At 54.1% G+C, this 26,776-nt stretch carries 24 protein-coding genes; 10 read left to right on the top strand and 14 right to left on the bottom strand.

The window, feature by feature from the left end; translation table 11 throughout:
• Positions 1–387: 387 nt before the first annotated feature.
• A complete protein-coding gene (locus SR894_RS03995) occupies positions 388–1,386 on the top strand; it encodes an NADP-dependent oxidoreductase (protein WP_133732983.1) in 999 nt (332 codons plus the stop codon).
• A 259-nt stretch (positions 1,387–1,645) separates the two neighbouring features.
• Positions 1,646–4,195 (top strand): glucose/quinate/shikimate family membrane-bound PQQ-dependent dehydrogenase, encoded by a 2,550-nt coding sequence (locus SR894_RS03990; protein ID WP_133732984.1) that lies wholly within the window; start codon positions 1,646–1,648, stop codon positions 4,193–4,195.
• A gap of 289 nt (positions 4,196–4,484) precedes the next feature.
• Here the strand turns inward: SR894_RS03990 and SR894_RS03985 are convergent, their stop codons facing one another.
• Positions 4,485–6,440: a TonB-dependent receptor family protein gene (locus tag SR894_RS03985; RefSeq protein WP_244286585.1), complete on the bottom strand. Its 1,956-nt coding sequence runs from the start codon at positions 6,438–6,440 to the stop codon at positions 4,485–4,487.
• 262 nt (positions 6,441–6,702) lie between these two features.
• Between SR894_RS03985 and SR894_RS03980 the strand changes: the two genes are divergently transcribed.
• Positions 6,703–6,876 (top strand): YqaE/Pmp3 family membrane protein, encoded by a 174-nt coding sequence (locus SR894_RS03980; protein ID WP_009722289.1) that lies wholly within the window; start codon positions 6,703–6,705, stop codon positions 6,874–6,876.
• An 88-nt stretch (positions 6,877–6,964) separates the two neighbouring features.
• Here SR894_RS03980 and SR894_RS03975 read toward each other — a convergent pair whose 3' ends face one another.
• The 3 genes from SR894_RS03975 to SR894_RS03965 form a co-directional block, all read right to left on the bottom strand.
• Entirely contained in the window at positions 6,965–7,456 is a 492-nt protein-coding gene (locus SR894_RS03975; protein WP_133732986.1) for a nucleoside deaminase, read from the bottom strand.
• Between the two features lie 36 nt (positions 7,457–7,492).
• Complete coding sequence (locus SR894_RS03970; RefSeq protein WP_133732987.1) at positions 7,493–8,755, bottom strand: dicarboxylate/amino acid:cation symporter; 1,263 nt, start codon at positions 8,753–8,755, stop codon at positions 7,493–7,495.
• Positions 8,756–8,818: 63 nt separating this feature from the next.
• Positions 8,819–9,763: an AraC family transcriptional regulator gene (locus tag SR894_RS03965; protein ID WP_133732988.1), complete on the bottom strand. Its 945-nt coding sequence runs from the start codon at positions 9,761–9,763 to the stop codon at positions 8,819–8,821.
• 212 nt (positions 9,764–9,975) lie between these two features.
• Here SR894_RS03965 and SR894_RS03960 point away from each other — a divergent pair, with 212 nt between their 5' ends.
• The 3 genes from SR894_RS03960 (at position 9,976) to SR894_RS03950 (ending at position 11,670) form a co-directional block, all read left to right on the top strand.
• Positions 9,976–10,716 carry an SDR family oxidoreductase gene (locus SR894_RS03960; RefSeq protein WP_133732989.1) on the top strand — a complete coding sequence of 247 codons (741 nt, stop codon included), beginning with the start codon at positions 9,976–9,978 and terminating at the stop codon, positions 10,714–10,716.
• A 61-nt stretch (positions 10,717–10,777) separates the two neighbouring features.
• Entirely contained in the window at positions 10,778–11,149 is a 372-nt protein-coding gene (locus SR894_RS03955) for an Atu4866 domain-containing protein (protein ID WP_133732990.1), read from the top strand.
• A gap of 314 nt (positions 11,150–11,463) precedes the next feature.
• A complete protein-coding gene (locus SR894_RS03950; protein ID WP_007111402.1) occupies positions 11,464–11,670 on the top strand; it encodes a cold-shock protein in 207 nt (68 codons plus the stop codon).
• A 282-nt stretch (positions 11,671–11,952) separates the two neighbouring features.
• Here the strand turns inward: SR894_RS03950 and SR894_RS03945 are convergent, their stop codons facing one another.
• Entirely contained in the window at positions 11,953–12,819 is an 867-nt protein-coding gene (locus tag SR894_RS03945) for a putative RNA methyltransferase (protein ID WP_133732991.1), read from the bottom strand.
• Positions 12,820–12,855: 36 nt separating this feature from the next.
• Positions 12,856–13,785: a DMT family transporter gene (locus SR894_RS03940; protein ID WP_133732992.1), complete on the bottom strand. Its 930-nt coding sequence runs from the start codon at positions 13,783–13,785 to the stop codon at positions 12,856–12,858.
• 97 nt (positions 13,786–13,882) lie between these two features.
• Here SR894_RS03940 and SR894_RS03935 point away from each other — a divergent pair, with 97 nt between their 5' ends.
• Entirely contained in the window at positions 13,883–14,818 is a 936-nt protein-coding gene (locus tag SR894_RS03935) for a LysR substrate-binding domain-containing protein (protein ID WP_133732993.1), read from the top strand.
• A gap of 39 nt (positions 14,819–14,857) precedes the next feature.
• On the opposite strand, the gene SR894_RS03930 is transcribed toward SR894_RS03935, so the two are convergent.
• Positions 14,858–15,595, bottom strand: coding sequence for a helix-turn-helix domain-containing protein (locus tag SR894_RS03930; protein WP_223287857.1), 738 nt, complete (start codon positions 15,593–15,595; stop codon positions 14,858–14,860).
• 159 nt (positions 15,596–15,754) lie between these two features.
• On the opposite strand from SR894_RS03930, the gene SR894_RS03925 reads away from it, so the two are divergent.
• Positions 15,755–19,222 (top strand): acyl-[ACP]--phospholipid O-acyltransferase, encoded by a 3,468-nt coding sequence (locus tag SR894_RS03925; protein ID WP_223287858.1) that lies wholly within the window; start codon positions 15,755–15,757, stop codon positions 19,220–19,222.
• Between the two features lie 104 nt (positions 19,223–19,326).
• Here the strand turns inward: SR894_RS03925 and SR894_RS03920 are convergent, their stop codons facing one another.
• From SR894_RS03920 to SR894_RS03890, 7 genes are all read right to left on the bottom strand, one after another.
• Entirely contained in the window at positions 19,327–20,082 is a 756-nt protein-coding gene (locus SR894_RS03920; RefSeq protein ID WP_133733088.1) for an alpha/beta hydrolase family protein, read from the bottom strand.
• Between the two features lie 134 nt (positions 20,083–20,216).
• Positions 20,217–20,648: a helix-turn-helix domain-containing protein gene (locus SR894_RS03915; protein ID WP_133733087.1), complete on the bottom strand. Its 432-nt coding sequence runs from the start codon at positions 20,646–20,648 to the stop codon at positions 20,217–20,219.
• 2 nt (positions 20,649–20,650) lie between these two features.
• Complete coding sequence (locus SR894_RS03910) at positions 20,651–20,941, bottom strand: type II toxin-antitoxin system HigB family toxin (protein WP_133733086.1); 291 nt, start codon at positions 20,939–20,941, stop codon at positions 20,651–20,653.
• Positions 20,942–21,034: 93 nt separating this feature from the next.
• A complete protein-coding gene (locus tag SR894_RS03905; protein WP_133733085.1) occupies positions 21,035–22,762 on the bottom strand; it encodes a mechanosensitive ion channel family protein in 1,728 nt (575 codons plus the stop codon).
• Between the two features lie 189 nt (positions 22,763–22,951).
• Positions 22,952–23,485 (bottom strand): GDYXXLXY domain-containing protein, encoded by a 534-nt coding sequence (locus tag SR894_RS03900; RefSeq protein ID WP_133733084.1) that lies wholly within the window; start codon positions 23,483–23,485, stop codon positions 22,952–22,954.
• On the bottom strand, positions 23,482–24,552 hold the full coding sequence (locus SR894_RS03895; RefSeq protein ID WP_133733083.1) for a DUF4401 domain-containing protein: 1,071 nt from the start codon (positions 24,550–24,552) through the stop codon (positions 23,482–23,484). Before SR894_RS03895 ends, SR894_RS03900 begins: the two co-directional genes overlap by 4 nt.
• Complete coding sequence (locus tag SR894_RS03890) at positions 24,549–25,520, bottom strand: DUF2157 domain-containing protein (protein WP_133733082.1); 972 nt, start codon at positions 25,518–25,520, stop codon at positions 24,549–24,551. The genes SR894_RS03895 and SR894_RS03890 overlap by 4 nt, the downstream gene beginning before the upstream one ends.
• Before the next feature lie 217 nt (positions 25,521–25,737).
• Here SR894_RS03890 and SR894_RS03885 point away from each other — a divergent pair, with 217 nt between their 5' ends.
• The gene (locus tag SR894_RS03885) at positions 25,738–26,028 is read left to right on the top strand and encodes a hypothetical protein (protein ID WP_133733081.1); all 291 of its coding nucleotides are present in this window, start codon (positions 25,738–25,740) and stop codon (positions 26,026–26,028) included.
• Between the two features lie 46 nt (positions 26,029–26,074).
• Positions 26,075–26,776 carry a response regulator transcription factor gene (locus tag SR894_RS03880; protein ID WP_133733080.1) on the top strand — a complete coding sequence of 234 codons (702 nt, stop codon included), beginning with the start codon at positions 26,075–26,077 and terminating at the stop codon, positions 26,774–26,776.

Here is a 26,776-nt window from a genome sequence, read left to right as displayed (position 1 = left end):
CTTCGTCATTCGGTATGGAATTATTTCTGACAGTCTGACAGTTGACCTGTGGGAGGTAGCTTAAGCTCGTGACCGTTTAGGCTGCCAAACTGATAACTGCCCCCGTGGGAGGGAGCTTCAGCTCGCGATTGCTTATGCTTCCAATCCGATAATACCGGGGTGCCTACGGCACACTTCGTCGAAGTGTCGAACCATCGCTAAAGCGCCCTCCCACAACAGATAGTTGGCTTAGTGGTTACAATCAGAATTATGAGACTCAAAATGGTCGATTAATATTAAATCCACATTAGATGACGAATAACCACATTAACGAACTTGCAAGCAGGCTAATGGTCTCTATGCTGCAAGGAGTTCGATACACGCTAAGTATTCGCAGGAGGCACACCAATGCAGTCACAATTTTATACGCTTACCGATTATCCCAACGGCCTACCCGACCGCGCGCTCTTTAAGCTGGAAACACAAACCCTACCCGACCTAGCCGAAGGTGAAGTACGTATTCGTAACCGCTGGCTTTCCGTCGACCCTTATATGCGCGGCCGCATGAGCGGCCTTCGCACCTATGTGGAGCCGTTTGAGCTCGGCAAGCCCATGGAAGGTGGCGCCATTGGCGAGGTAATCGAATCCAATGATTCAAGCCTAAAAGTGGGCGATAAAGTCAGTCATATGGGCGGTTGGCGGGATATTGCCCAACTACCTGCAAAGGGCGTCACGGCATTACCCGATATCGACGTTCCCGAGCAAGCTTACCTGGGTGTACTGGGCATGCCCGGCATGACTGCCTGGACAGGCCTCAACCTGATTGCTGAATGCAAGCCGGGTGACAATGTCTTGGTTAGCGCGGCTAGCGGTGCTGTAGGCTCTCTGGCAGTGCAGCTGGCCAAAGCCAAGGGCTGCCATGTGGTCGGTATTGCCGGTGCTGCGCATAAGCTGGCCTGGCTTGAGTCATTGGGCGTCGAACCGGTTAGCTATCGCGACCGCACCGCACAGGAATTAAGCGACGCCATTAAGCTTGCCAGCCCCAATGGCATCGATGTGTATTACGAAAACGTTGGTGGCATCTGCTTGGAAGCGGCATTGAGCCAGCTTAATGAAGGCGCGCGGATTGCTGTATGCGGCATGATCGATAGCTACAATGCAAAAGAACCCACTCCCGGCCCGAGCAATCTCGCTCAGCTGGTCGTGCGCAAAGCCAAAATGCAGGGCTTTATTGTGGCTGACCACTGGTCTAGCTATCCCTATTTCCTGAACGAAGTAGCCCCTCAGGTAGCGGAAGGTAAACTGGTATATAAAGAGACAGTGAAAGAAGGCCTTGAGAGTACGCCCGACGCCTTCCTGGCCCTGTTTGACGGAGGCAATACCGGTAAAATGCTGGTCAAGCTATAACCCTCACGTCTTCGAGCCAACCCTACCGCAACGTCAACAATATGGCGGTAGGGTGCCCACCTTAGAAAAAACATCAAATCGTTAGACCAATAGCGAATTGATTATTAAAATCATTCATAATAGCGGTGTGTTTTAACCCATCGGCGCCGCCGATGGGTTAAAGCGCGTTGTGGGTTCGTCGCTTGGCACTTATTGCTGGAATTTAGGGTTTAAGCGGCATGCATTAACGTATTAAGTACGCTTCACTAGGGGACATCTCATGGAAGAAAGCACGCGCGATCACAGTAAATGGCCAGCGATTATCGTTGGCCTGCTACTATCTATTATCGGCTTGGTACTTGCTTTTGGCGGCAGCAAGCTCGTTAGCGTAGGCGGCAGCGCCTACTACTTAATTGCCGGGCTTAGTATTATTGCCTGCGGCGTTCTATTTGCCCTGCGCAAAGGCGCCGCTCTGTGGCTCTACGCGCTGATTCTTTTTGCCACATTAATGTGGGCGCTGTGGGAGGTGGGTCTCGACTGGTGGCAGTTAGTACCCCGCGTTGCCATTCTCTGTTTAATAGGTATTCTGCTGCTCCTGCCCTGGTGGCGTAAGCCACTACGTTCAAAAGGCGGCAGCCTGGCGCTTGTTGGCAGCATTGCTGCCGCCGTTATCGTGGCCATTGCCAGCCAGTTTAACGATCCCGGCACTATCGAAGGCTCGCTAGCCACTAATAACCAATCAACGGCCGATAGCGTTAACCCAGCCCAAGTGGCGGGCGATGACTGGCCTGCCTATGGCGGCACCAACGCGGGCACCCACTACTCCTCGCTCGATCAGATCACGCCGGACAACATCGGCGAGCTTGAAGAGGTATGGCGCATTCAAACCGGTGATGAGGCGGGCCCGAATGCGCCCCCGGAGATCACCAACCAGAATACCCCGTTAAAAGTGAACGACAGCCTGTATATCTGTACCTCTCACAGTCGGGCGATGTCTCTCTCCCCTGAAACCGGCGAAACCCTGTGGGCGTTTGACCCTGAAATCAGCACCATGGGTGCAGATGACTTCTCCGGCTGGGCGCACATGACCTGCCGTGGCCTCGCTTATTACGATGCGGCCAGTTATTCAGCTGCTGAGAGCACACCTAACGACCAAGCGGCGAACAGCGACGCTGCGCCGAGTAGTGCTACCGCACTCTCTTTCGATATCTTCGATGACAGCGATATTTTCAGCCTGGATCTCTCCTTCTTGTCACTACTGTTCGGTGCTGAAGAAGACAACGGCGCCCCGCAGCAATCCATGCTCAGCGAGACCGACGTCATGTGCCCACGCAGGCTCTACCTGCCCACGGCAGATGCCCGCTTGATTGCGCTAAATGCGGATACGGGTGAGCGGTGTGCTAACTTTGGCAATAACGGCGAAATTGATCTCACCAACAATATTGGCGATTTCTCACCTGGCGGTTACTACTCCACTTCCCCTGCGACGGTAACCGAAAATCTGGTCATTCTGGGTGGCCATGTCACCGACAACAGCTCCATTGACGAGCCCTCAGGCGTTATTCGTGCCTTTGATGTGCATACCGGCGAGCTGGTGTGGAACTGGGATAGCGGCAATCCTGACAACACCGACCCGTTACCAGAAGGCGAAACCTACACCCGCGGCTCTCCTAATGTGTGGGCACCGATCAGCGTTGATGAAGAACTGGGTATGGTTTACCTGCCGATGGGCAACGCCACGCCTGACCAGTATGGCGCTGACCGCACCGAGAACGATGAAACCTACAGCGCGGGTCTAGTGGCACTCAACCTGGAAGATGGTCAGGTTGAGTGGGTTTACCAGTTCGTACACCACGACCTCTGGGATATGGACTCACCTGCGCAACCTATACTGATTGACCTAGCCACGAGTGATGGCACCCAGCCCGCGGTTATTCAGCCGACCAAGCAGGGCAGCCTCTATGTACTGAACCGCGAAACCGGTGAGCCGATTGTGCCCATTGAAGAGGTGCCTGCACCTCAGGGCGCCGTGGAAGGCGACTGGACAGCCGAGACTCAGCCGCGTTCAGCGCTTAACCTGCTGCCACCGCCGCTCACCGAGCGCGACATGTGGGGCGCCTCGCCGTTTGATCAAATGATGTGCCGCATTCAGTTCAACTCTTTGCGCTATGAAGGCCAGTACACTCCGCCTTCGTTGGAAGGCAGCATTGTTTATCCGGGTAATGTGGGCGTGATGAACTGGGGCGGTGTCGCCGTTGATCCCGAACGCCAAGCACTCTTCACCGGCGCTAAATATTTAGCGTTTGTATCCACGCTAATCCCTCGTGAAGAAGTAGAAGAGGGCCAGGGCTCGGCCAGCGAACAAGGACTCCAAGCCAATGAAGGCGCCCCCTATGCCGTTGAGCTTGGCCCGTTGCTCTCGGTACTGGGCCTACCCTGCCAAGCGCCCTCCTGGGGCGATGTAGCCGGTATTGACCTGCAAAGTAACGAAGTGGTGTGGAAGCACCGCAATGGCACTACCCGTGACAGCATGCCGTTTGATCTACCGATTGGCTTGAACGTCGGCGTTCCTGCGCTAGGCGGCCCGCTGACGACTGCTGGCGGGGTGTCGTTCTTAAGCGGCACCCTGGATCAGTACCTGCGTGGTTACGACATCACTACCGGCGAGGAGCTGTATAAAGCGCGCCTGCCAGCAGGTGGCCAAGCCACGCCAATGACCTATACCGGCCAAGATGGCCGTCAGTACGTGGTCGTCACGGCGGGGGGCCACGGCACCTTTGGCACCAAGATGGGCGATTACGTGATTGGCTACGCGCTACCGGAAGATTAATAGCGCCAGCACACCACTAACGTAACGAAAAACGGGCGGCCTCAAGCAAGAGCGCCGCCCGTTCTACATCTGGACGCTGGATGTCTGAGCCGCTAGAACAACCCTCAGTGGATGCGCTGTATTGTGGGAGGGAGCTTCAGCTCGCGAATATTTGAGCTCATAGCCCGCCCGCTTAGTCTAAGGGGTGCCTGCGGCACCCTTCGCGAGCTGAAGCTCCCTCCCACAGGTTTAGTTTTCCGCCTAGTGGAGTTAATTCAACATTGAGTGACTAAGAGCCAGTTTTAAAGTCTTAGAAACTAACTTCTACGCCACCATAAACACTGCGACCCGGGGCAGGTTCGTAGAAACGGCCAAAGGTGCCGTTCAAGCGCACGTTGGCGTAGTGCTCTTCATCTAAGAGATTGCGCACGCCCACATACGCATTTAGCCGCGTATCGCTTCCCAACTGCCAACCATCACCCACCCGCAGGTTCACCAGCCAATAGCTATCGACTTCTGTCTCATTGGCGTTGTCCGCCACCATATCGCCTACGTACTGGGTCTCCAGCGTGGCAAAGCGCTCATCCAGGCCCTGCCAAGTTAGCTGATTGACCCAGGTCTGCTCGGGTAAGCCAGGTATGCGGTTACCGCCAAAACTCTCTGACGGTGTAGTAAATCGATCAAACTCGTAGCTTGCCAGCGTCAGGGCACTATCCAACCGCCACTGGTCAGCAAGCTGCCAACCCAGCGCCAGCTCAATGCCGTCGCGGTCGGTATCGCCTGCGTTTTGGTAGAAGGTGCGACCGCCGTCATCATAAGGCACCAGCTCGTCACGCACGCGTACCGAAAACAGCGTTAAATCGTAGTCCATGGCAAGCGGTGCAATGTAGCCACGCGCGCCAACTTCACGGTTCCAGGCTTTTTGCGGCGACACGGACGGGTTGAAACCGCCCCCCACTGGATTGGCAAACTCTGAGAAGGTCGGCGTTTCAAACGCCGTACCGGTATTCACGTAGACCTGGTGCTGAGGGCGGTAACGGTAGCTAAGCCCCGCTGAACCGCTCCACTCATTGAAGGTTTGTTCACCGCTCTGATCACCATCGCTCAGGTAACGATCGTCTACCTCTAACTCCACGCTATCGAAGCGCGCGCCAAGCGAGAGCGTTACCTGCTCAGTCAGCGCTAAATCGCCCTGGGCAAATACCCCGACGGAGGTCGCCGTCTGGGTCTCTTCCGCCAACTGCTCGCCGACCACACCTTGGCCATTTACCGCATTACGAAAGCGCTCATCGTCTTGGCGGGCCACATCAACACCGGTGATGTAGCTCAGCGGCAGGCTGCCCAAGCTGACTTCATGGTGATACTCAGCGCTCGCGCCCAGATAGTCACGCTGGTAGCCGATACGGCTATCGCCCACATAGGGTAGCTGCTGCTCAAAATCGCGCTGGGCAACAAAGCCTTTTAAATAGAGCGCTCCAGGGCCGGCAGACAGATCTTCGTACTGTAGCCCGATAAGCTGCTGATCTACGTTCTGTCCGGCATCCAACGCTAATGAGTTCGGCGCCGCTTGATCGCGGCCACGGGCCACTTCACCGGCGTTCAGCGCGCCGGGGTCTTCGGAACGGGGGTTTTCAAGCAGGTTGATAATCGCGGTTAACGCCCGATCGCTGCCTAATTCGCGGCGCAGTTTGGCATTCAACAGGTATTTCTCTGTAGAGCTCTGCTCCCGGTAACCATCCACATTAAGAGCAGAGAAGCTGACGTGGTGCGACCAGTCCCCCTGGGCTCCACCGGTTTGTACGACTGCCTTACGGTAGCCATCGCTGCCCACCTCGGTGCGCACGCTTGAGCCTGGGTTATCGCGCCCATCGGCGGTGGTGATATCAATCACCCCACCCGCCGCGTTGCCGTAAAGTACCGAAGAGGGCCCGCGGATCACTTCGATGCGCTCAGCGCTGTCCAGATCAATGGCATCTAACTGGGCTTGGCCATCGGGTAGCGTATAGGGAATGCCATCCACCATGACGGTAATACCGCGAACGCCAAACGGCGCCCGAGCGCCAAAACCGCGAATAGAGATTCGCTGGCCTTGGGCGAAATTATCGCGGTTCTGCAAAAACATGCCAGGCACGCGCACTAACGCCTCATCCAGACGCGTGCGCTGCTGCCCCTGAGCAATCGCCTCACGGTCGAGCGTTGAAACCGCAGCGGGCGTGGCGTAAAGCTCTCGCGATAATCGTGGCGCCGTCACTTGAAGTGTGGCCATTGTGCTATCACTCACCGAACTCTCTTGAGCCCAACTCTGACCAGCGCCAAGACAGCTTAATAAGCAAAAAGACGTGGTGGTTACTTTTAATGGCACTTTGATGAACACGGGGTCCCTCCCAAACAGCGTAGAGCGGAAATAAATGGCGGAATTGAACGATTGCCTACTCGGCTAGTCACAAAGGGTTCGCCAAGGCATGGATAAATAGGTTGATCGTGCCTACACTTGTACAAGTTACACTAATGAAAGCAAAGGAGGCTTCATGGCGTTTACAGCGACTGATCCAATCAAGATGATTTTTGCCGTAATACTTCCCCCACTCGGCGTATTTTTTGAGGTCGGTTTTAAAGGGCATTTCTGGCTGAATATTATTCTAACGCTATTTGGCTTCGTACCGGGCATCATTCATGCGTTTTATGTGATATTGAAGCACTAGGTTTTAATAGCTGGATTTTAATAACTAGGCTTCAATAACTAGGTTTAGCGAATACGACGCCGCCTAAGCTAACGCTTAGGCGGCTTTTTTAGGCCTTTAAAGTAGGGCTGGCATGGCGCCGTTTATGCAAAGCGTGAACCCGTTCATCCAGCTCAGCTACCGGGCCTTCTACCTTGAGCCCTGGCACAATCTGTTGAATAGGCAAGGTCGCAACTGGGGAAGGCGCCACGTCTAAATCTGCAAGCCAACGACCCAACTGTTCAGACGAGCTGGCGTAGACAATTCGCCCTAGCCCTACCCAGCCATGGGCAGCGGCACACATCGGGCAATGCTCGCCTGAAGTGTAAACGGTCGCCTTTGCTCGCGCCTCCGGCGTCATATTCTGAGCAGCCCAGCGCGCCAGGAAGAACTCCGGGTGCTGAGTAGAATCCCCACCGGCAATGCGGTTACGGTCTTCGGCCAAGATATCTCCTTCGGCACTTACCAGTACGCTACCAAAAGGTTCATCACCCGCCTCAAGGGCTTCTTCGGCTAACTCAACGGCACGCGTTAAGTAAGCGAGTTCTCGATCATTCAACATGTGCTTTCCTTGTAGTCGTCAATGGCCCTACTGTTTTTACCCCTTTACCGTCGCTGGTGCTTCTTCGACAAACTCCTCTTGCAACTCCTCGCCTTCACTACGGGCTATCACAGAGGTGCCGACCAAGTCGCCTGTCACGTTCAGCGCCGTACAGCCCATTCCCACCAGCGCATCGATAGCGGTGAGCAACGCGACGGTTTCAATTGGCAAGCCCACTTGAGCAAACACCGTGGCAATCATTATGATTCCCGCCCCCGGCACCCCAGCCGTGCCCACCGACACTAGTGTGCCGATCAACACGATTTGCACCATGCTGATGAAATCCAGCGGTGCACCAATCACGTTGGCGGCAAACACCGACGAGATGGCGATACGAATCGCCGCCCCATCCATATTTAAAGTAGCCCCTAACGGCAGACTAAAAGCATAGATGCTTTTGGGAATTCCTAAGCGATGGGCAGCATTAACCGTTAGCGGTAACGTACCCGAGCTACTTTGGGTGGCAAACGCCGTGGCCATCGGCGTACGGGCCTCGCGGAAGAAGGTGCGCAGCTTCACGCCAAACAGCCGCATGATGACGCAATAAATCAGCAGTTGGGTTGCCAGCGCGATATACAGAACAACCACCATATCGCCCAGTGAGAGCAGCGTTTCCAACCCCTGCTGACTCACCGTTTCGGCGACAATCGCAAACACGCCGATAGGCACGTAGTGCAATACACCCGACATCACTTTTAGAGTGACCTCGTTTAGCGCTTCAATCACCCCATAAAGACGCTCCCCCATGGCATGCTGACGCTCTGACTGGCGCATTTTTAGCAGGGCGATGCCAAACACCAGCGCCGTAAAAATAATGCCCAACATGTTGAGTTCGGCAAACGCACCAATAATATTATCCGGCACTATATTCAGCAGCGTATCGACAACACCGGGATTCTCGGGCACCGAGAAACTGGCGCTCTCATCCAACGTCATACCGCTGCCAGGGCTAAACAGCGTGGCAACCGCTAAGCCCACCATGATCGCCAGCGCAGAAGAGGTAAGGTAATAGCCAAACACCTTGCCGCCTACGCGGCCAGCGCTTCCCTCCCGGGACTGATTCACCCCTACCATCAGCGTAAACAGCACAATGGGGACAATCAGAAAAGTAAGCAGCCGTAGCAGCAGGTCACCCAACGGCGCTAGCCAAACAGCGACTGTTTCACCGCCAATCAGCCCGACGATAACGCCCAGTACTAGCGCAACAGTGACGCGTAAAATCAACGATGCCTGAGCATAGGCCTTCCATATACGAGTCATTTGCATCTCTACAGATTTGAAGAAGTTGGTAGGTCTAATTTAATAAGCGTACATCACACTCTATTAGTGTGGCACAGCGATATCCACCAAGTGAGTAGGCGGCAATAAATCAAGGCTTGCCTTCATGGTGCGTACCTCCTCCGCTGGCGGGCGGCCAAAGAAGCGCTTGAATTCACGACTAAACTGGGAGGGGCTTTCATAGCCCACTCGGCTCGCGGCTGCGGCAGCCGTTAACCCATCACGTATCATTAACAGCCGAGCATGGTGCAAGCGGGTGGATTTAATGTACTGGATAGGAGAGGTCTGGGTGATTGCCTTGAAGTGTACGTGAAAGGCGGGCGCACTCATGCCGGCTTCACTCGCCAGGCTGCCTACTTCCAGCGCATCGGCATAGTTAGCATGGATACGGTTGAGCGCTTTAGCAATTTTACCAAATTGCCCATAATGGGAGAGTGCTGTTCGAACACTGCCGCCCTGCTCTCCCGTCAATACCCGGTAGCAGATCTCCCTGACGATAAAAGGGGCGAGAATATGCGCATCCGTTGGTGAAGAAAGGGCTCTCAGTAAACGTAATGTCGCATCTGCCAGCGGCTCTTCCAGCGGGCTTGAAAGCATGCCGCGCGGCGCCTCAAACCCATACTCGCCTGACGCCTCCAACATCGTCACCAACTCGGCGATTACCACCGCATCCAGGCGGATAGCAATACCCAGCATTGGCTTGTCAGGGCTGGCTTCTGTTTCCGAAGTAAACGGCAGGGGCACAGATAACACCAAATAGCGCTGTGCATCGTAGATATACACCTCATCACCCAAATAGCCACGCTTTCGGCCTTGGCAGATGATGACGATACTCGGCTCGTAGAGCACAGAGGTGTTTTTGAGCGGGCGGTTAGAGCGCATAAAGCGTACGCCGTCCAATAGCGACTGGGTATACCCTTCGTGTGGTGCGAGTTGGTATAAGCATTCGGCGATATTGCTGTAAACCATAGAATCGCTCTTCAGTATCATGTTAACCACCTCGGTAATACGTGTCGGCACCTCAACCAATCCCTAAGAGCCAATAACACCATAAGAGCAATATACATACTTTGTTGCTTGTCTCGCCGCCCTCCTTTAACAATCAAATAGGATTAGGCAAGCATGCAATAGGATTGCCTATACAGATGCCAGCCGCAGCAGCTTAATCTTCTCTGGGTACCCACCACCCTGAGGATTATCCAATGACTGCTTTAACAACCCCATCTTCCAAAGTCGTTTTACTGACCGGTGCCAGCAGCGGCATCGGTGAAGCCACTACTCGCTGGCTTGCAGGTCAAGGGCACCATTTGATTATTGGCGCACGCCGAACTGACCGATTGGAAGCATTGACACACTCACTTCGCGAAGAGGGCGGCAGCGTGGATTTCCAGGCGCTGGATGTCACCGACCTTAAAGACATGCAGGCGTTTGCGGATTTCGCGATCAATACCCACGGCCGCATAGATGTCATCGTCAACAACGCGGGCGTCATGCCCTTATCGCCTTTGGCAGCGCTCAAAGTAGATGAGTGGAACCGCATGATCGATGTCAACATTCGCGGCGTACTCAATGGTATCGCCGCTGTTCTGCCTACTATGCAGGCCCAGGAAAGTGGCCAGGTGATCAACATCTCCTCCATCGGTGGCCTCACTGTTATGCCCACCGCAGCAGTCTACTGCGCCACTAAATATGCGGTGCGCGCGATTTCCGATGGGCTACGCCAGGAAACCGACAAGATCCGCGTGACCTGTGTCTACCCAGGGGTAGTGGAATCAGAGCTGGCCAATACCATCACCGACGCTGAAACCGCCAAGGCAATCGACCTTTTCCGCCAAATTGCACTCAAGCCCGAGGCTATCGCCTCCGCCATTGCGCATGCCATCAACCAGCCCGATGACGTGGATACCAGCGATATCGTAGTACGGCCTACGGCGAGTCACTAACTGCGTGTCAGGCGCTGTGCGAGCTTTTGGCCGAACGTAAACATTAGCGCGAGCGATATTCATGCAAGAAAACAAGCTTCCCATTTACTGGAAACGTGCCCTGGTGGTCGCAGGCATTATCACTATTTTTCCAACGACCACCTCTGCTCAACCTATCCTAAACGAAGGAAATGACGCCATGGCAGACCATCCTTATGTTGGAACGTGGGTAACCAAAGACGGTTATATACGTCATGAGCTTCTAGCCAACAACCGCTACGATGAAGCCCGTGGCGAGCGTGAAAGCGCTTATCAGGGGCGCTATAAAGTGACGGGTAACCACATCGAATACTGGGACGACACTGGCTTTACCGCTGACGGTGAATTCATTGACGATGTGCTTTACCACGCTGGAATGGTGTTATATCGCCAACAGAATATGTCCACGGATTAACCAAGAGGATTAAGGGAGGGGACGGGGCAGAGCTGCGTACTGAAGAATGGGCTGGCAATAGAGGCTCTCACTGCCCCATAGGCAAGATAATCCAGAAAGGCTTTGACACATCGAGCAATCCGTGACACTGTAGCGTCAGTTGGTTAGCAAGCAAGCATGGTTTCAGAAGTGTACGAAAAAGATTTGGAAATGTACGAGATAGACGTGTACGAGATCTTTCGGCAAGCCTGTAATTGTATTCCTTGTTTTATCCGCTATTAATCTGGGTGATACCAGGAACTTTACTAAGCGCTTTGCGCGAAAGGATTTTTACTATGTCTACTGGCACAGTTAAGTGGTTCAACGATACTAAAGGCTTCGGTTTTATTGCTCCCTCTGACGGCGGCGATGACCTGTTTGCCCATTTCTCTGAAATTCAAGCAGACGGCTTCAAAACCCTGCAAGAAGGCGCTAACGTTTCTTTTGACGTTACCCAGGGTAAGAAAGGCCTTCAAGCTTCAAACATCAAGCAAATTTCCTAAGTCTAAGTCTTTAAGACATAGCGCTTAAGAATTTGCTCGAACCTTTCGAGGTTCGGATAACAAGGCCCGCTTATGCGGGCCTTGTTGCGTTTGGAGCATACTAAAACGGCGTTTACACTACCCTTTTATATTGGCTATTCGTCATTCAGTATAAAATTATTTCTACCAGCCTGATAGTTGACCTGTGGGACGTAGCTTTAGCTCGCGACCAATTAGGCTGACAGCCATTAAGACACAAAATGGCCGATTAATCTTAAATCCGCATCAGATGACGAATAACCCTTATATTTTCGTATAGATCACCAGCCGCACATCCACCGTTACGGACAGCATTTCAAGAGCCGCTGCACGCACACGCCCCTCAGCGCTGGCCCGGTAAAGATGCGGCGTCATCGCCAACAGATCGACAATTTCGTCACTGCCGTTTAGCGCAAGCGAGTAGCTTACTCTCTCGATGCTATGGTGAGTAAAGCCTTCCAGCACCTCTATCTCAGTCGAGCGTTCAGGCTTTAACGTGGGATAGATAACCTCCCGCAGCTCCCTCAAGTGATTGGGCCCCGCCTCGACCTGCAGTAGTACGCCTCCGGTTCTCAACACACGGGCAAACTCGCTTAATACCGGAAAGCCAAACATGCACAGCACGCAATCCAGCGTTTCCGTCTGCACGGGCAAGTGCGCATTACTGCCCACCACCCAACTACTTAACGGTGCCTGTTTATTGTCTTGCTTTGCAGCGGCTAATACCGCCCATTTAGAGATATCCAGCCCCATCAGCGAAAGTGGATGCGTGTTAGTCGCTGCATCAGCTAATTGGCGAAGGTAGTAACCTTCACCGCAGCCGGCATCCAGGCAGCTAAATGGCGGGTTGCCCACCGCTTGAACCTCAGCATGGCTCAACACGGCATTACTAACCGCCTCCGCAATAGCTTGGTAATGCCCAGCACCAAGAAAACGCTGGCGAGCGGCCACCATCGCCTTGCTATCCCCCGGATCGTAGGAACGTTTTTGCTGCACCGGCAGTAAATTAACGTAGCCCTGCTTAGCAATATCAAAGCTGTGACCATCAGAGCATCGCCAAACGCTATCCGACCAACTGAGTGGTTTTCCGTCTAGCGGGCACGCCAGTGCTTGAAAAGGGGTAATGCTCATATCGGTGTCTTCGCAGAGATAGATGGGTGCATGCGTTTAGCGAGTCACCAGAATGATGCCAACTAAAATAACGCCACCGCCGATTACAAAATTAATGCTCAGCGGCTCATTGAGCAGCAGTGTACCAAACAGAATACCGAAAAGCGGCGCCAAGAAAGAAAACACGCCTAACTGCGAAGCGCGGTAGCGGCGCAACAAGGTAAACCATAACAGCAGCGCAGCAAACGAAATGATCAGCGTCTGAAAGCCAAGGCTGGCTATCGCCATCGGGGTAAACTGCGCGCTCATTAGCTGTCCGGATATAGCCGCCACCGGCAGGAGCAACAACGCCGTCACACTCAGTTGATAGCTCAGAGTGAGCTCTGCTGGCGCTTCGGAAAGCGATGTTCTGCGGATCACAACGGTCGTGGCTGCCCATGAGAGACCTGCGAGCAAGCCCAGTGCATCACCGATGACAATCTCGATGCTATAGGCGCCGCTTGGCGCCATGGCAATCACCATTCCCAGAAATGCCAAGCCGACGCCCCACCACTGGCGAATGGAGAGTTGCTCGCCAGGTACCCAAAGATGTAAACCCAGGGCAGCGAAGATAGGCGCAGTATACAGAAACACCGACATGTGGGACGCCAAGGTATAGGTTAACCCCCAGGCGATAAAAGCGAACTCAGCAGCAAACCCGAGGCCCACCAGTAACCCAGGGCTCCAATGGTGACCCACATCCGCCCACCGAATGCCTCGCCAATAAGCCAGCCCGCCGACCAGGCAAACCGCCATAATGGAGCGCAGGGCCATCTGTACCATGGGTGATATATCCTCAGCCACACCTTTAATGGCCACTTGCTGAAAACCCAACACTAGGCAAAATAGCAGCATCAGCGATGCTGCCGTTGCGTCCACTGTCTTTCGCTGTGCACGACCAATTATGCAGCCAGAATGGGGATTTGAGGCTACTCTTTGATTACTCATTGCGGGCTCCTATAACCTATAGGTGCCCATTGCAACAGTAAGCATCTGTGCGTACAAACGATTACTTATCGGGTCTAGGCTTAGGAAAACTCACGCTATGAGAATAGAAAGGCTACCGCTGAATGCCCTGCGCGCGTTTGCCGAGGCCGTGCGCGAAAATAGCTTCAAAGCCGCCGCTTATCGTCTCGGGGTGACGCCTGGCGCCGTTAGCCGACAGGTCAAACAGTTGGAAGATCACTTAGGCGTGGTACTTTTTGAACGTCATGCCAATGGAGTTTTTGCCACCGAGGCAGGCCGGGTACTGGCTGAAGATGTTCAAGCGGGCCTTTTGCGTATCGCCAACGGCATACAGAACGTCACCGAGCGCTCAGAAGAGGCTTTTCGCTTGCTACTGAGTGCACCGCCCTCTTTTCTACAACTCTGGCTGCTCCCCCGCTTACCCCGCTTTGAAGCTAATGAGCGGCAAATAGAAATCTCTCTGGATGCCGAGGCGCGCTTAACGCCACCGCTGTGGTTGCCCAACAGGGCACGCTTATCACTTCGCTACGGCCGGGGCCCTTGGCCCGGCGTCACCAGCCAGCGTCTATTTGAAGACACGCTATTTCCGGTTTGCTCGCCCTCCCTATTAGCGCAGGCAAGCATACAAACCCCCAACGATTTGCTGGCACAGACGCTGCTCACCGTGGAATGGTGCAGCCACGCAGGCCACCATATCCCAGGCTGGAGTGATTGGTTTAAAAGCGCCGGGGTAGCGCTCACCAAGATGCCCAACCAGCGGCAATACTCGCTTTACAGCCTGGCTCTGGATCAGGCCATTGCCGGCCAAGGCGTGGTACTCGCCAGCTACCCTCTGGTAGCTGACCGGCTAGCGAGCGGTGTTCTGGTACGCCCTTTTGCGGAGCAATATCCACTCGCTTCTCCATTCGCCTACGAACTGATTCTACCTAGTAATGGAGAAGCGCCACCGGCGGTAGCTAGATTCACGGAGTGGCTTGAACACGAAGCTGCCAGCTTTCGTGATACATCACTATAGCGGTGGCAGTCTCAACCTTTATTTCATCTACCTTCTTACTTAACCCTCGCGCTTATAGCCTTGGAACAGTCCGTACTGCCACTGCCGTACCGCCAGCACCGAGGTCGTGCCAAACCGCTGATGAATGGGTAGCCCGCTCTCTCGTTCGCATAGCGCATGAAATTCTTTTGCCAAGCGCTGCATGGTCTGCTGCCATTCAGCATTTCCCGCAGGGGATAATAGCCCGTTAAGGACAATGAGTTTTTCGCTGTCACTATCAAAACGGGAGCGGAAAAATTCGTTGGCGATATGCTGCTGAAAGAAACGCTGGATTGGCCCGTCCGCTCGCCAGCGGAAATTGGCGGCTACCCGACGTCTGATCCGGTTATCGGGGAGTAGATCAATAAGCTTAAGCCGCTCAAGCTTCAGTAACTGACGGATACACTCTGCTTCACTTAGCTGGTACTGGTGATGAATTTCGTCGAAGCTATAGCCATTGATGACGCAGACAGCCACCAGAAACAGCTCACGATCATCCACAATACTCTGTTCTTGGGCATGGGTTAGCTCCTGCAAACGCTGCTCGTCCGCTTGCATGGTCTGCACCAGCTCGGCGAATTCGATATTTAGCTGGTCGCAGATGCACTCCAGCCGCGATAGCGTAAAGTGCTTCTCAGCGAACAGCCGCTTCACGGAGGCTTCGCTCAACGCCAGCCACTGAGCGACATCGGCATAGGTTTTACCCTGAGCGCGAAGCTGTCGCTTTAGCGTTTCAATCAGTGAATCGGCTTGGGACATAGTAACCTCTAAAGCGTCGTGAGAAGGTATCACACACGGAAGTAGCAAATAATGATACCAAACAGCACCCATGACACAACTTTGTGCAAATGAGTTGCAACCAGTAAGCCTCACAGAGAAAGTGCTACGACTTCCAGGGATTAAGAAGGCTAAACAACGATGCATCGACTACTGCACTTGAAGGGCGCTTGGCCCTATTTGATCGCTATTTTTCTCAATGCCTTTGTGGATCTAGGCCACAAGATCGTCATTCAGAACACGATCTTCAAAAGTTACGATGGCGGAGCACAGGTTGTGCTCACCGCACTGGTCAACGGACTTATCCTGCTGCCGTTTATTTTACTGTTCAGCCCGGCGGGCCATGTGGCTGACAGTTACCCTAAGGTACGTGTTCTGCGCACATCGGCCTGGGCCGCCGTCGTGGTCTCACTGGGCATCACCGCCGCTTACTACCAAGGCTGGTTCTGGCTGGCCTTTTCCATGACGCTACTGCTGGCGATTCAATCGGCCTTTTACTCACCGGCCAAATACGGCTTGGTAAAAGGGCTCTTCGGCAAGCCGCATTTGGCGGAAGCCAACGGGCTGATCCAGGCGGTTACGATTGGCGCCATTCTGGCAGGCACTGTGGCATTTACTGCGCTATTTGAGACCTGGGTCTCACCGGACGATCAAACCCCAGCGCAGCTGTTGCGCCAAATAGCCCCTCTGGGCTGGCTGCTGGTGCTCAATAGTGCCCTCCAGGTGGTGGCGCTCTACCGCCTTCCGCCTGATCACACCACTCGGTCAGACACACCGCTGACCTGGCAGCGCTACATCAGGGGCACTGCCCTAAAAGACAATCTGCGGATTATCGCTCGCCAGCCTGTCATCAGGCTCTCCATTATCGGCCTGGCCACCTTTTGGTCAGTGGGCCAAGTACTGCTGGCGGCTTTTCCCGCATATGCCAAAGATGCCCTGAGTATCGATAACACCTTAGTGCTCCAGGGTATTCTCGCCGCTAGCGGCATCGGGATTGCGCTGGGTTCCCTATTCGCCAGCAAACTTTCCCACAACCGTATTGAAACCGGCTTGATTCCCGTTGGCGCCGTTGGGGTGGCTGTGGGTTTATGGTGCTTGCCGCTGTTAACCACGCCCGTAAGCCAGGCGCTGAACTTTGTTTTTATCGGCATCATGGGCGGGCTTTTCATTGTGCCGCTTAACGCGCTGATTCAGTTTCACGCCGCCGACAACGAGCTAGGCACCGTGCTGGCCGCTAATAACTGGATTCAAAACATCGCCATGATGGGCTTTTTGGTGCTCACGGCGCTATTCGCGTTGGCGGGAGTGAATAGCCACTATCTGCTGCTACTGATCGCTACCGTGGCCATGGTGGGCGGTGGTTACACCATTGTTAAGCTGCCCCAAAGCTTGGTGCGCTTTCTGTTGAGTTTCCTGCTGACACGCCGCTATCGTGTAGACGTCCATGGCTTGCAGAACCTGCCCGCTCAGGGCGGCGTGCTGCTATTGGGCAACCATATCAGCTGGGTGGATTGGGCCATGGTACAAATCGCCAGCCCCCGCCCAGTGCGCTTTGTAATGCTCAGATCGGTTTACCAGCGTTGGTACCTGCGCTGGTTCTTCAAAGCCTTGGGCTGTATTCCCATCGAGCGCGGCAGCGGTGCCGAAAAGGCCTTGGCCGATGTCGCTGAACAGCTCAATGCAGGCGAGGTGGTGTGCATCTTTCCTGAAGGGGCGATCAGCCGTACTGGTCAGCTAGGTGAATTCCGTCGTGGTTACGAGCGCGCCTGTGAAATGGCGAATCCAGATGTCAAAATTGTGCCTTTCTATTTACGTGGCCTGTGGGGCAGTCAGTTCTCCCGCTCATCCAGCAAGCTTAAAGAGCTGCGCAATTCGCCATTCCACCGCTCGGTAGTGGTCGCTTTTGGCAAGCCGCTGCCCAAAGACACCTCTGCCGATGTGCTTAAACGGCGTATTTTTGAGCAGGCTACCCGCTCTTGGCAACGGGCCATGGGCGAGCTACCTACCCTGCCTAACGCCTGGATTCAGAGCGTTAAGCGCCGCCCTAGCGATCTGGCCCTGGCCGATACCCTGGGCCGCCCACTCAACGCAAGCCAAGCGCTCACCGCCAGCCTGCTGATGGAAAAACGACTTCGCAAGCTCAACCCAGGACAGAACGTTGGCCTACTGCTACCTACCAGCAGCGCCGGGGTGATCGCCAATATGGCCACGCTGCTGGCGGGCAAAACGGTGGTGAATCTTAATTACACCGCCGACCATGAGGCGCTTGCCTCTGCCCTTTCCCAGGCGGAAATCGCTACCGTCTTCACCTCACAGCGCTTTGTGAAGAAGCTTGAGCAGCGCGGGCTCGACGTTAGCCAATTGCTTTGCGAGAAGCAGGTGGTCTTTTTAGAAGACCTGCAAACCACGATTGGCCGCGCTGAGCGCTTGAGTACCTGGCTGGCGGTAAGACTACTGCCGACTTGGATACTACAGCGCTGCTTCTGCCACGGCCAAGATGCCGATGCCACTGCCGCCATCCTGTTCTCCAGCGGAAGCGAAGGCGAACCCAAGGGCGTGATGCTCAGTCACCGCAACCTGATGGCCAATATCAAGCAGACCTCCGATGTACTCAACACTCAGAGCAACGACGTTGTAATGGGCTCACTACCGCTGTTCCACGCCTTTGGCCTCACGGTCACCCAGCTGCTACCGCTAATTGAAGGGCTACCGCTGGTGTGCCACGCCGACCCCACCGATGCCCCCGGCATTGCAGGCGCTATTGCCAAGCACAAAGCCACTATCATGTTCGGCACCTCCAGCTTTTTAAGGCTGTTTGTGCGCAGCTCAAAAGTGCATCCGTTAATGCTGGAAAGCTTGAGGGTGGTGGTTGCCGGGGCTGAAAAGCTCGACGAAAACGTGCGTAATAGCTTTGCGCTGAAATTCCACAAGCCTGTGTATGAAGGCTACGGTGCCACGGAAATCGCCCCAGTCGCCTCAGTGAACCTGCCCGACGCCATGGGCGTTCACTATCATCAGGTGCAGCGGGGCAGCAAGGTAGGCACCGTCGGTATGCCGCTGCCCGGCACCAGCTTCAAAATCGTCGACCCGGAGAGCTTTGAAGAGCTGCCCACCGGCGAGGCAGGCATGATATTGATTAGCGGCCCGCAGATAATGCAGGGCTACCTCAATGACCCCAACCGCACGGCCAAGGCGCTTCATGTGATCGATGGCCACCGCTGGTACATAACGGGGGATAAAGGCTTTATCGATGAAGACGGCTTCTTAACCCTGATTGACCGCTACGCCCGCTTTGCCAAAATCGGCGGTGAAATGATCAGTCTCAGCGTCGTTGAAACGGCGGTTCAGGCGGCTCTGGAGGATATAGACACCGCACTGATGGCGGTGAATATTCCCGATAGCCGCAAAGGTGAGCGCATTGTGCTGCTCTCAGAAACAGCGTTAGACGCCAAAACTGTTAAGGCCACTATGCTCGCTAACGGTACGCCACCCATGATGATCCCCAGCCATTGGTTTACGGTAGAGACCATCCCTCACCTTGGCTCTGGAAAAGCGGACTTTGCAGGGGCGAAACGTTTGGCTCAAGCGCAGTTGGAAGATGCTGATTAGGCGCTAAAGAACAGAAATGCTGTGCCAGCACGCCCCTCTTGGCTGCCAAGAGGGGCTTCTTTTGGATGGGAAAATAGTGAACCTTTGTTCAATTAACTCTGGATTTAAAGGTGTTTTGAAAAGAAGTCTAGCAGCAGCTCATGATGTTTATTCTGCCCTGAGCTGCTAGGTATATGATCCTCACCTTCGTAGTAGTGCACTTCCGGGGAGCGGCCATGCTCGAGCAGGTGCGCTTCCAAACGTTTGGTCATTTCCACCGACCACATTCGGTCTTTGGTGCCATGGGAAAGCAGTAGCGGCCCTGGGTAGCGTTCGATTTCTATCGGCGTGGTCGGCAGCAAGTCTTCGTGACTACCACACCATGTCCAGGCGCGTTTGCTGACATCCCAGGCTTGCCAGCCCGGGTCACCCGCATCGCGAAAGCTACGAGCATCAAAGGCACCGCACACCACATCGGGCGGGCTATGGGCGGCGATGGCATCAGGCATACCTTCGATCTTATCTCTTGCCATCAGTGAGCCGAGCAATAATGCATGCTCGGCGCCGCGTGAGATGCCATAGAGCCCTACTCGCTCATCAGCGAACTGGAATTCCCGTAGGGCTTTAAATGCCTCTACGCTGCGATCCAGTGGGTAATCGATAATATGCCCCGCGCTCCAGGCATTACCGCCGCTTGAGTAGCCATAAGGGAACGCCAAGAAGCCATGGGCGGCGAATAGCATCGCGTCACGATGACTCCACCCCGCCCATGCGCCTTCAGAACCATGCAGCAGCATGACAGCTGGAAAAGGCCCATCGCCTGGTGGGCCATAGGTAACGCCCCAGCCGGTTATCAAACGCTGCACGATATTTAAAGGCATCTAGCCACCCCCTCTTTCACCGTAAACTTCTCTTTCCTCACCATGATACTTACCAAGCACAGTAAAAAGAGTGAAAGTCATGTAGAAAGCGGTCACTTCTTGTACCTAGGTACTCTCAGCGCCATAAGGCTTTATCAGGTCAAAACGCGTAGCTTTTCCCTGGGTTCTTTAAACGAGTCGGTTGCGATGCCAAACCGCTCCGAAAGCTCGCAGATTTGGCGCCAGTTAAGCTTGCGGCGCCCACTGAGAACTTCAGACACCACCGATTGAGCGCCAACTTCAGGTAGCTCGCTCTGCGCTATCCCATGCTCTTGCATAAGGTAGCGAAGTACCTCACTTCCAGACACCTCCGGCATCGGGCGATGTACTTCATCATAGGACTCAATGATATCACCCAAGCGATTCGCCAGGCCGGCAAGTGGGTGTGTCTCATCGTCACCGACAAGATCAAGAATTTCATCAAGCGCCTCGACCCGGGCATCGTATTCAGCTTCGGTATGTGGATCGCTAAGAAGAGGGGCAAGATAAACCCAGTGTTCCGTCGCTTGCTCAACGAGTGTGTGCATGGTCACTCCTTTTTCCACTTACCCTTTTCATACTCTTTGTGATCAAGGATATGGCGGATAAATACTTTTTTACTCTGATAGTGAACAACAGCGATTAACCTCAGCTTGTTGCCACCTATGTCAAAAACGTGAAAGTTTCCCACTTTATCAGTGGCTGGGAATAGCGCTTTCATGGCATTGAAATCTTTTGGGTCATTAGACTTCATCAGCCGATACCATGCTTCTAGGGCAGTGGCAGTATTCGGGTTTGCTTCTATAGCTTCCCAAATACGCTTCTGTGTGATGACGTGCACTAGCTAAACCCTCATTTATATGACTACATTATAGCAAAATGCGATAAATAGCAAATTGCTATACACGAGAAAGCAGCGCTGCTTAGCGGCCACCTACTCTGATGGCTTCACCTCAACACTATCCACTTCCCCCGAGTTCTTCCCTTGCGTCCCACGAGCGATGTCATTGTGACTGATGACCACGATCTCTCTAGGCCACCACTCGGGATAATTATCGCGAATAAAGGCCAACAGTTTTTCTCTTACACTCATTTCGGCTGCCCAGCCTGCCATGGGGTCTGAGGTCATTAAGTAGCAAGTGACGGTTTGTGCCGTGCCCGTTTGTGCGGTCACGTAGCATAGCAACTTGTGGTGCTCGATAACGCTGTCTTCTTCTTTAGCGAACTCGATGAATTTATTCCTTAATACATCAATATCTGCGCTCAAATGAAGGCTCACCTCCAAGAACCGGTACATCTTGGTACTCTTGACCGACAGGTTCTCGAAAGGCTTGGACGTAAAGTAGGTGACTGGCACGATTAAACGCCGCTCGTCCCATGTCCTTAAGCGAATAAAGGTATAAAAAATGCCTTCTACATAACACCACTGGCCTTCAAAAATCACCAGATCCCCTATGCGAATCGGCTTGGCAAACGACAGCTGAAACGAAGAAAGGATATTGCCTAACACCGCTTGCCCCGCGACACCGACCAGCACCGCCAGCACACTGGCAGAAGCCAGAATGGATAAGCCCAGTGATTCAAAGAGCTGAATTTGCCCAAGAATATAAATTGAAACACCGGTTACGGTGATCAAAATAATAAGACGACGCAGCGCATACAGGGAGGTCAACAGCCTACGCTGATCCCTGGGCTTCGTATCATCGATTTCACCGACAATACGTCGCGTCAAACGCAGCATGATGGTATCCACCAAGCGCAATGAAATGGTGCCGACAGCCCAAGCCAAAATACTGATCAATAACACCCGGAAAGTGGTCGTGGCCACGGCCGAAAACGAAACCACGTAATCCAGCAACATTTGGGTGACTAGAGACATCGCAATAAGCGCGGCGGGAGTACCAATTTGGCTGGCAAAAATGCTCGACATCCCTGAAGGCAGCCACTTCGACATCAACCCAATCAGCCGGTGAACTCCCCACCCAAACATAACCACGAAAACCAGAAAGAGTGGAATCGCAATCCATTCCCAAATTCTAAGAATGCCAAACGATGCCTGAAAACGTTTGGGGATATAGTTTTCCAACATTGAAGGGCCGTATTGCTCATAAAGCACCGGGATGTAAGACACGCTGATCGGCATAATGAGCCAGACAGGCTCCTGATCGCCCACCCGGTACCTGCCCAGGCGAATATCGTAAGTTTCTCCATTGGCTTGCATGGATGACACTTCGACATTACGGCGAGTCTCTCCCACGCGAGGATTTTGTCCAGAAGAGTCTTCAATAACGGCGTCCTCTCGACCTGGCAGATCAGAAACACTCAGCCACTCACCGCGTTGGAAAATCTCTGCCAGTTGGCGAGCGAGCTCGCTCCCCCGCTCGCGCTGTTCGCCTTCTGAAAAATCAGCAAGGTTGAGCATGTGAGCGGCAGCCTCATACTCTTCCTGCCCTGTCAGATCCAGAAAACTTCTGATCGACTCCCTTGGTGTTACTCGATTTGCTTCTTCGGGGGCTTCACCCAGCCCCGTATTTAATGCATCGACCGTAAACCATCGCTCACTTTCGCTCTCTCCTCCCTGAGTTTGTGCCGCGCATAGGTTGGAAAAGGTCATTGCCATCACCAATAAACCCCATGCGAGCCACGAGCTGTTTTCTTTCATAAATGCCTTATTCATTGAAGTGGGTGAGTTTGACTACCCACCGACCGGCCCTGTCGAGCCAGTCCAGCGTCATTACTGGACTATCCATGTCAGTGGAGGAACAAAGTACAGCCTACCTTACTGAATGAAGCAAGACAGAATGCAATAGTGAGAAATGAAGTGAGAAGAGCTCGTCATATAAAGCAAACTTTACTTAACGCTTTCTCCTAACTTAGTTAATTCCGCATTGTATAAAGCCACCAGCAAGGGCTCGCCCTTGGTATTCACCCTCAACTGGCCATAACGTGCTGGCTCATAGCGTTCCCCATGGCCCTCCTGAAAGAGGAACGCATCCGTGGTGAAGCGTACTTGACTATTGCGCAAACGGTAGCGAAGGCGCCGTTCGTCGTCGCGTAAAGAGGAGCCATCATCCAACCTCTGGAAGTGGGCGATACGCTTTTCATCCAAACGCACCACTACATAACCGTTACGAGCTTTCAGCGAGTCTTCATAACGCTCACTTTGATGAAGCGCGCTTTGAATTTGATCACTCAGTGCAAAATTTAGCGCCATATAGTCGCCCTGCATCAATGAGCGCGGATCGACAGGCGCCAGCTCCAGGTAAACAATTTCTCCCTCGGATAAATGACGCTCTTTCTGCCAAACGGCCCAGTTCACCGCCATTAGCACAACGACGGTGGTTAACACTATGATCCAGCGATTTCGCTTGGCTTTCAGCATCATTTCCCGTGTCCTCCTACAGAGGTCGACGGACTATTTTCCGCTTCGCTCAACCACTTGTGCAGCGCCCAACGCAGCGCCAGCAGCCCACCCCCCAACACCAACAGCGTGAGTGCCTTGGTTAACAGCGTTGCCTCCAGCCAGTAGTAATAGCTGCCAATGCCCGTCAGCAGAGAAAGCACTCCAAGTCCCATCACTCGACGATGCCCCATAGCAAACCCTAACAGTACGACGAACAAGCCTTGGCCCACACCCGGAGCATAAAATGAGACCAGCAACAGCGCGAAAGGACTAAGATATAAACCCCAATGGGTTTTGGAATGAGGAATTTTATAGAGCAGCACCGCCAGAGAGAGTGCCACTAACACGGCGTTCAACCAGGGTGCTGACCATGCAAAAGCGTTAGTGCTCTGTGCGTCAAACCAGAAGGCAAAGGAGTGGCCGCTATGCGCTAATCCCTGGATCACCAAGAGGCCTATCAACAGCCCGTAGCCCCATGCTTGCACATCATGAATACGACCAGGCCAGCGAAACTCATTCAGCCAGAGCAGCGCCAAAGCCAACAGCATCAATCCACCCGCTACAGGCGCCATAGCATTCACTGCCAAAGCCATATAGAGCGTCAAGCTGGCGGCAAACGCTGAAAACGTACGATGAACCTGGCTCGGCATCACCAACGTCAATGCGCACTGCAAAGCCAGCAGCGACCACCACAAATAAGTGGACGAATTCCAGAACTCGACCAGCGCCCACGCTATTAGCAGCTGCCCGGCTAAGCTAACCGCAAGCGCCAAGTGTTCGAGCACATCACCGCGAGCTTTGCATAACAACCCAAAAGCCGCGCCGATCATCACAAGTCCCAGGCCTAACGACGCCGCGGGGCTCTCCACCACAAACACCACCCCCATGGCGATAAAGCCGAGCAAGAACAGCGCCGCCAACCAGCCGGAAAAGGCCTGCAGCGCACGTACAAACCAAGGCGTTTGCAACTGCGCTGGCGTAGTAGGCTCGTTTAACGGAATGCCTGCTTGGCTCAACCGAACGCTTAAATCATTAACGTTGTTCGTCACTGGGAAATCTCCCGATGTAGCCGCTTTAGCCATACCACGGCCCCGGCGCCCATCGCCAGCACTGCGATGGTGATCAGCAGCAGACTTCCCTCCTGCCAATCACCTTCCCAGAGCAACAGCCTGGCAAGCAGCAGCGTGGTCACCGTTAACGCCGAGACACAGCCACCCGCGATCATAAACAGGTCAGGCCGCCAATAGCGGTAAATGCTATACAGCACCGCCAGCCAGAGTGAGTAAATCACCAGCACAGGTGACCATACGAGGCCTACATCGACGATCGACACTATCATTAACAGCGTTATCGGCATCCCGCTGCCCACCGCGAGCAAGCGTACCGCCCACTGCCGTGGCCAGTCCCGGTAACGGGCACCCCACTCCCAGGTTATTAATGCCAGGGTGTTTAGCCCAAACAGCCCCCAAAGCGCAGCATCGCTACTGGTCAAAACACCAAACGGCCCGCCCCAGGTACGAAAATAGAGCCCGACGGCCAAATTAAGTAACCCCAGCCACAGCACCCAGAGCAGCTCAAAGCGCGCCACCCAGACCCAGGGCAGAGCAAGCAGTGCCCAGGTAAAAAACAGCTGCCAGGGGTCGGCACCGGTTTGGTACACCTGCCCGAACAGCGCCAACAGCACACCCACCAATAAAGTGACCGAGGTTAACGCCACACGCTGAACCATCGGGCTGGCCTTGGGCCAAACAGCGATGCCTACCGCCAGCACCATCGCTGCCTGCACCACGCCAAAGCGCAGCCAACGGCCCATCTCGGCCCAGTTATAAGCGATGAAAAACAGCACCGCGAAGACCAGCGCCAGCCCGCCTAGCCACAGCAGTAGGCGATCAATAAACAGCGCCCAAGCGCGAGGCGAAGGGAGCAGGCCAGAAGCTTGCACTGCGCGCGTCACCTGTTCAGGCGGTATCACACCCTGCTCAATCAGTGATATCAGTTCACGGCGGGTAGATGCCATGGGGGCTCCTTGTTGAAACTAACTTGTTGAATCCAACTTTTTTGACATATAGGAGTTGATACTTTTGCCATCGCACTATCATTCGTCCACCTGTGACACTTTTGTGAGATTTGCGCGATACACTCTTTAACACCGCGTGACCCTACTGTGATGGTGAGCAACGAGGATGGTTTTAAGCCTGCCAACCCGGCAGACTTAAAATCCAGGGGAAATCACCATGAACAAGTTCACTACCTTCGCTGCCATCTGCCTGCTCAGCCTAATGGCAACGGCCAGCCATGCCGATGAGAAAATGTCCGAAGAGGGCATGATGGAAGACGACATGCATGAGTCAATGGAGCATGAGTCCATGGATAATGATGACATGAAGATGGACGATATGTCCGACTCTATGGATGACGCCATGGGCGATTCCATGACCGATTCAATGGACAGTGATATGCAAGATGACAGCATGTCTGAAGGTGATATGGAAATGGAAGAGGATATGGAAAGCGAGGGCATGTAAGCCTCAGCACACAAACTTATCGCGAACATTGAAAAGCCAGGCAGCTATGACACGAAACGTACTGATTATTGAGGACAACCCGGGTATTGGTGAGCTCGTCCGTATACACGTGGCCGAACTCGGCATGAACCCCGTTCTTTGTGAGCGTGGGGATACTGGGCTTGCGCGTTTTCGTGAAGGAGGAATCGACCTGGTGATTCTCGACCTGATGTTGCCCGGTATGGACGGGCTTTCCGTATGCCGCGAAATCCGCTCCGGCCCAGGCTATGTTCCCGTACTCATGCTCACGGCTAAAAGCACTGAGCTGGATCGGGTTCTAGGCCTGGAAATGGGAGCGGACGATTACCTCACCAAACCCTTTAGCGTGGCCGAACTCTCTGCCCGGGTGAAGGCCTTGTTCCGACGCGTGGATGCCATGGCGTCCGCGCCTGCAGTAGAAACCAACAATGAAGCGCTAACCGCCGATGGGCTGCGTATTGACCCCGCTCGTCGGCGTGTATTTATACACGAGCATGTCGTCGAACTCACCGCCCGAGAGTTTGACCTGCTCTGGCACTTTGCCAGCCATCCGGGGCGGGTATTTAGCCGTGTTCAACTACTCGACGCTGTATGGGGCTACAGCCATGAAGGCTACGAGCATACCGTCAACACCCATATCAATCGGCTGCGCGGCAAGATCGAAACGGATCCCGCGCACCCGGCATTTATCCAGACGGTTTGGGGGGTGGGCTATCGCTTCCGCGAATAA

Source organism: Vreelandella neptunia, assembly GCF_034479615.1.
GTDB lineage: Bacteria > Pseudomonadota > Gammaproteobacteria > Pseudomonadales > Halomonadaceae > Vreelandella > Vreelandella neptunia.
Note: the sequence above shows the minus strand (reverse complement) of the source record. Positions and strands in the feature narration are given on the sequence as shown.

Bases quoted from the DNA above. Each gene is read 5' to 3' on its own strand.
- SR894_RS03995 (WP_133732983.1), top strand. From the start codon at position 388: ATGCAGTCACAATTTTATACGCTTACCGATTATCCCAACGGCCTACCC.
- SR894_RS03990 (WP_133732984.1), top strand. From the start codon at position 1,646: ATGGAAGAAAGCACGCGCGATCACAGTAAATGGCCAGCGATTATCGTT.
- SR894_RS03985 (WP_244286585.1), bottom strand. From the start codon at position 6,440: ATGGCCACACTTCAAGTGACGGCGCCACGATTATCGCGAGAGCTTTAC.
- SR894_RS03980 (WP_009722289.1), top strand. From the start codon at position 6,703: ATGGCGTTTACAGCGACTGATCCAATCAAGATGATTTTTGCCGTAATA.
- SR894_RS03975 (WP_133732986.1), bottom strand. From the start codon at position 7,456: ATGTTGAATGATCGAGAACTCGCTTACTTAACGCGTGCCGTTGAGTTA.
- SR894_RS03970 (WP_133732987.1), bottom strand. From the start codon at position 8,755: ATGACTCGTATATGGAAGGCCTATGCTCAGGCATCGTTGATTTTACGC.
- SR894_RS03965 (WP_133732988.1), bottom strand. From the start codon at position 9,763: ATGATACTGAAGAGCGATTCTATGGTTTACAGCAATATCGCCGAATGC.
- SR894_RS03960 (WP_133732989.1), top strand. From the start codon at position 9,976: ATGACTGCTTTAACAACCCCATCTTCCAAAGTCGTTTTACTGACCGGT.
- SR894_RS03955 (WP_133732990.1), top strand. From the start codon at position 10,778: ATGCAAGAAAACAAGCTTCCCATTTACTGGAAACGTGCCCTGGTGGTC.
- SR894_RS03950 (WP_007111402.1), top strand. From the start codon at position 11,464: ATGTCTACTGGCACAGTTAAGTGGTTCAACGATACTAAAGGCTTCGGT.
- SR894_RS03945 (WP_133732991.1), bottom strand. From the start codon at position 12,819: ATGAGCATTACCCCTTTTCAAGCACTGGCGTGCCCGCTAGACGGAAAA.
- SR894_RS03940 (WP_133732992.1), bottom strand. From the start codon at position 13,785: ATGAGTAATCAAAGAGTAGCCTCAAATCCCCATTCTGGCTGCATAATT.
- SR894_RS03935 (WP_133732993.1), top strand. From the start codon at position 13,883: ATGAGAATAGAAAGGCTACCGCTGAATGCCCTGCGCGCGTTTGCCGAG.
- SR894_RS03930 (WP_223287857.1), bottom strand. From the start codon at position 15,595: ATGTCCCAAGCCGATTCACTGATTGAAACGCTAAAGCGACAGCTTCGC.
- SR894_RS03925 (WP_223287858.1), top strand. From the start codon at position 15,755: ATGCATCGACTACTGCACTTGAAGGGCGCTTGGCCCTATTTGATCGCT.
- SR894_RS03920 (WP_133733088.1), bottom strand. From the start codon at position 20,082: ATGCCTTTAAATATCGTGCAGCGTTTGATAACCGGCTGGGGCGTTACC.
- SR894_RS03915 (WP_133733087.1), bottom strand. From the start codon at position 20,648: ATGCACACACTCGTTGAGCAAGCGACGGAACACTGGGTTTATCTTGCC.
- SR894_RS03905 (WP_133733085.1), bottom strand. From the start codon at position 22,762: ATGAAAGAAAACAGCTCGTGGCTCGCATGGGGTTTATTGGTGATGGCA.
- SR894_RS03900 (WP_133733084.1), bottom strand. From the start codon at position 23,485: ATGATGCTGAAAGCCAAGCGAAATCGCTGGATCATAGTGTTAACCACC.
- SR894_RS03890 (WP_133733082.1), bottom strand. From the start codon at position 25,520: ATGGCATCTACCCGCCGTGAACTGATATCACTGATTGAGCAGGGTGTG.
- SR894_RS03885 (WP_133733081.1), top strand. From the start codon at position 25,738: ATGAACAAGTTCACTACCTTCGCTGCCATCTGCCTGCTCAGCCTAATG.
- SR894_RS03880 (WP_133733080.1), top strand. From the start codon at position 26,075: ATGACACGAAACGTACTGATTATTGAGGACAACCCGGGTATTGGTGAG.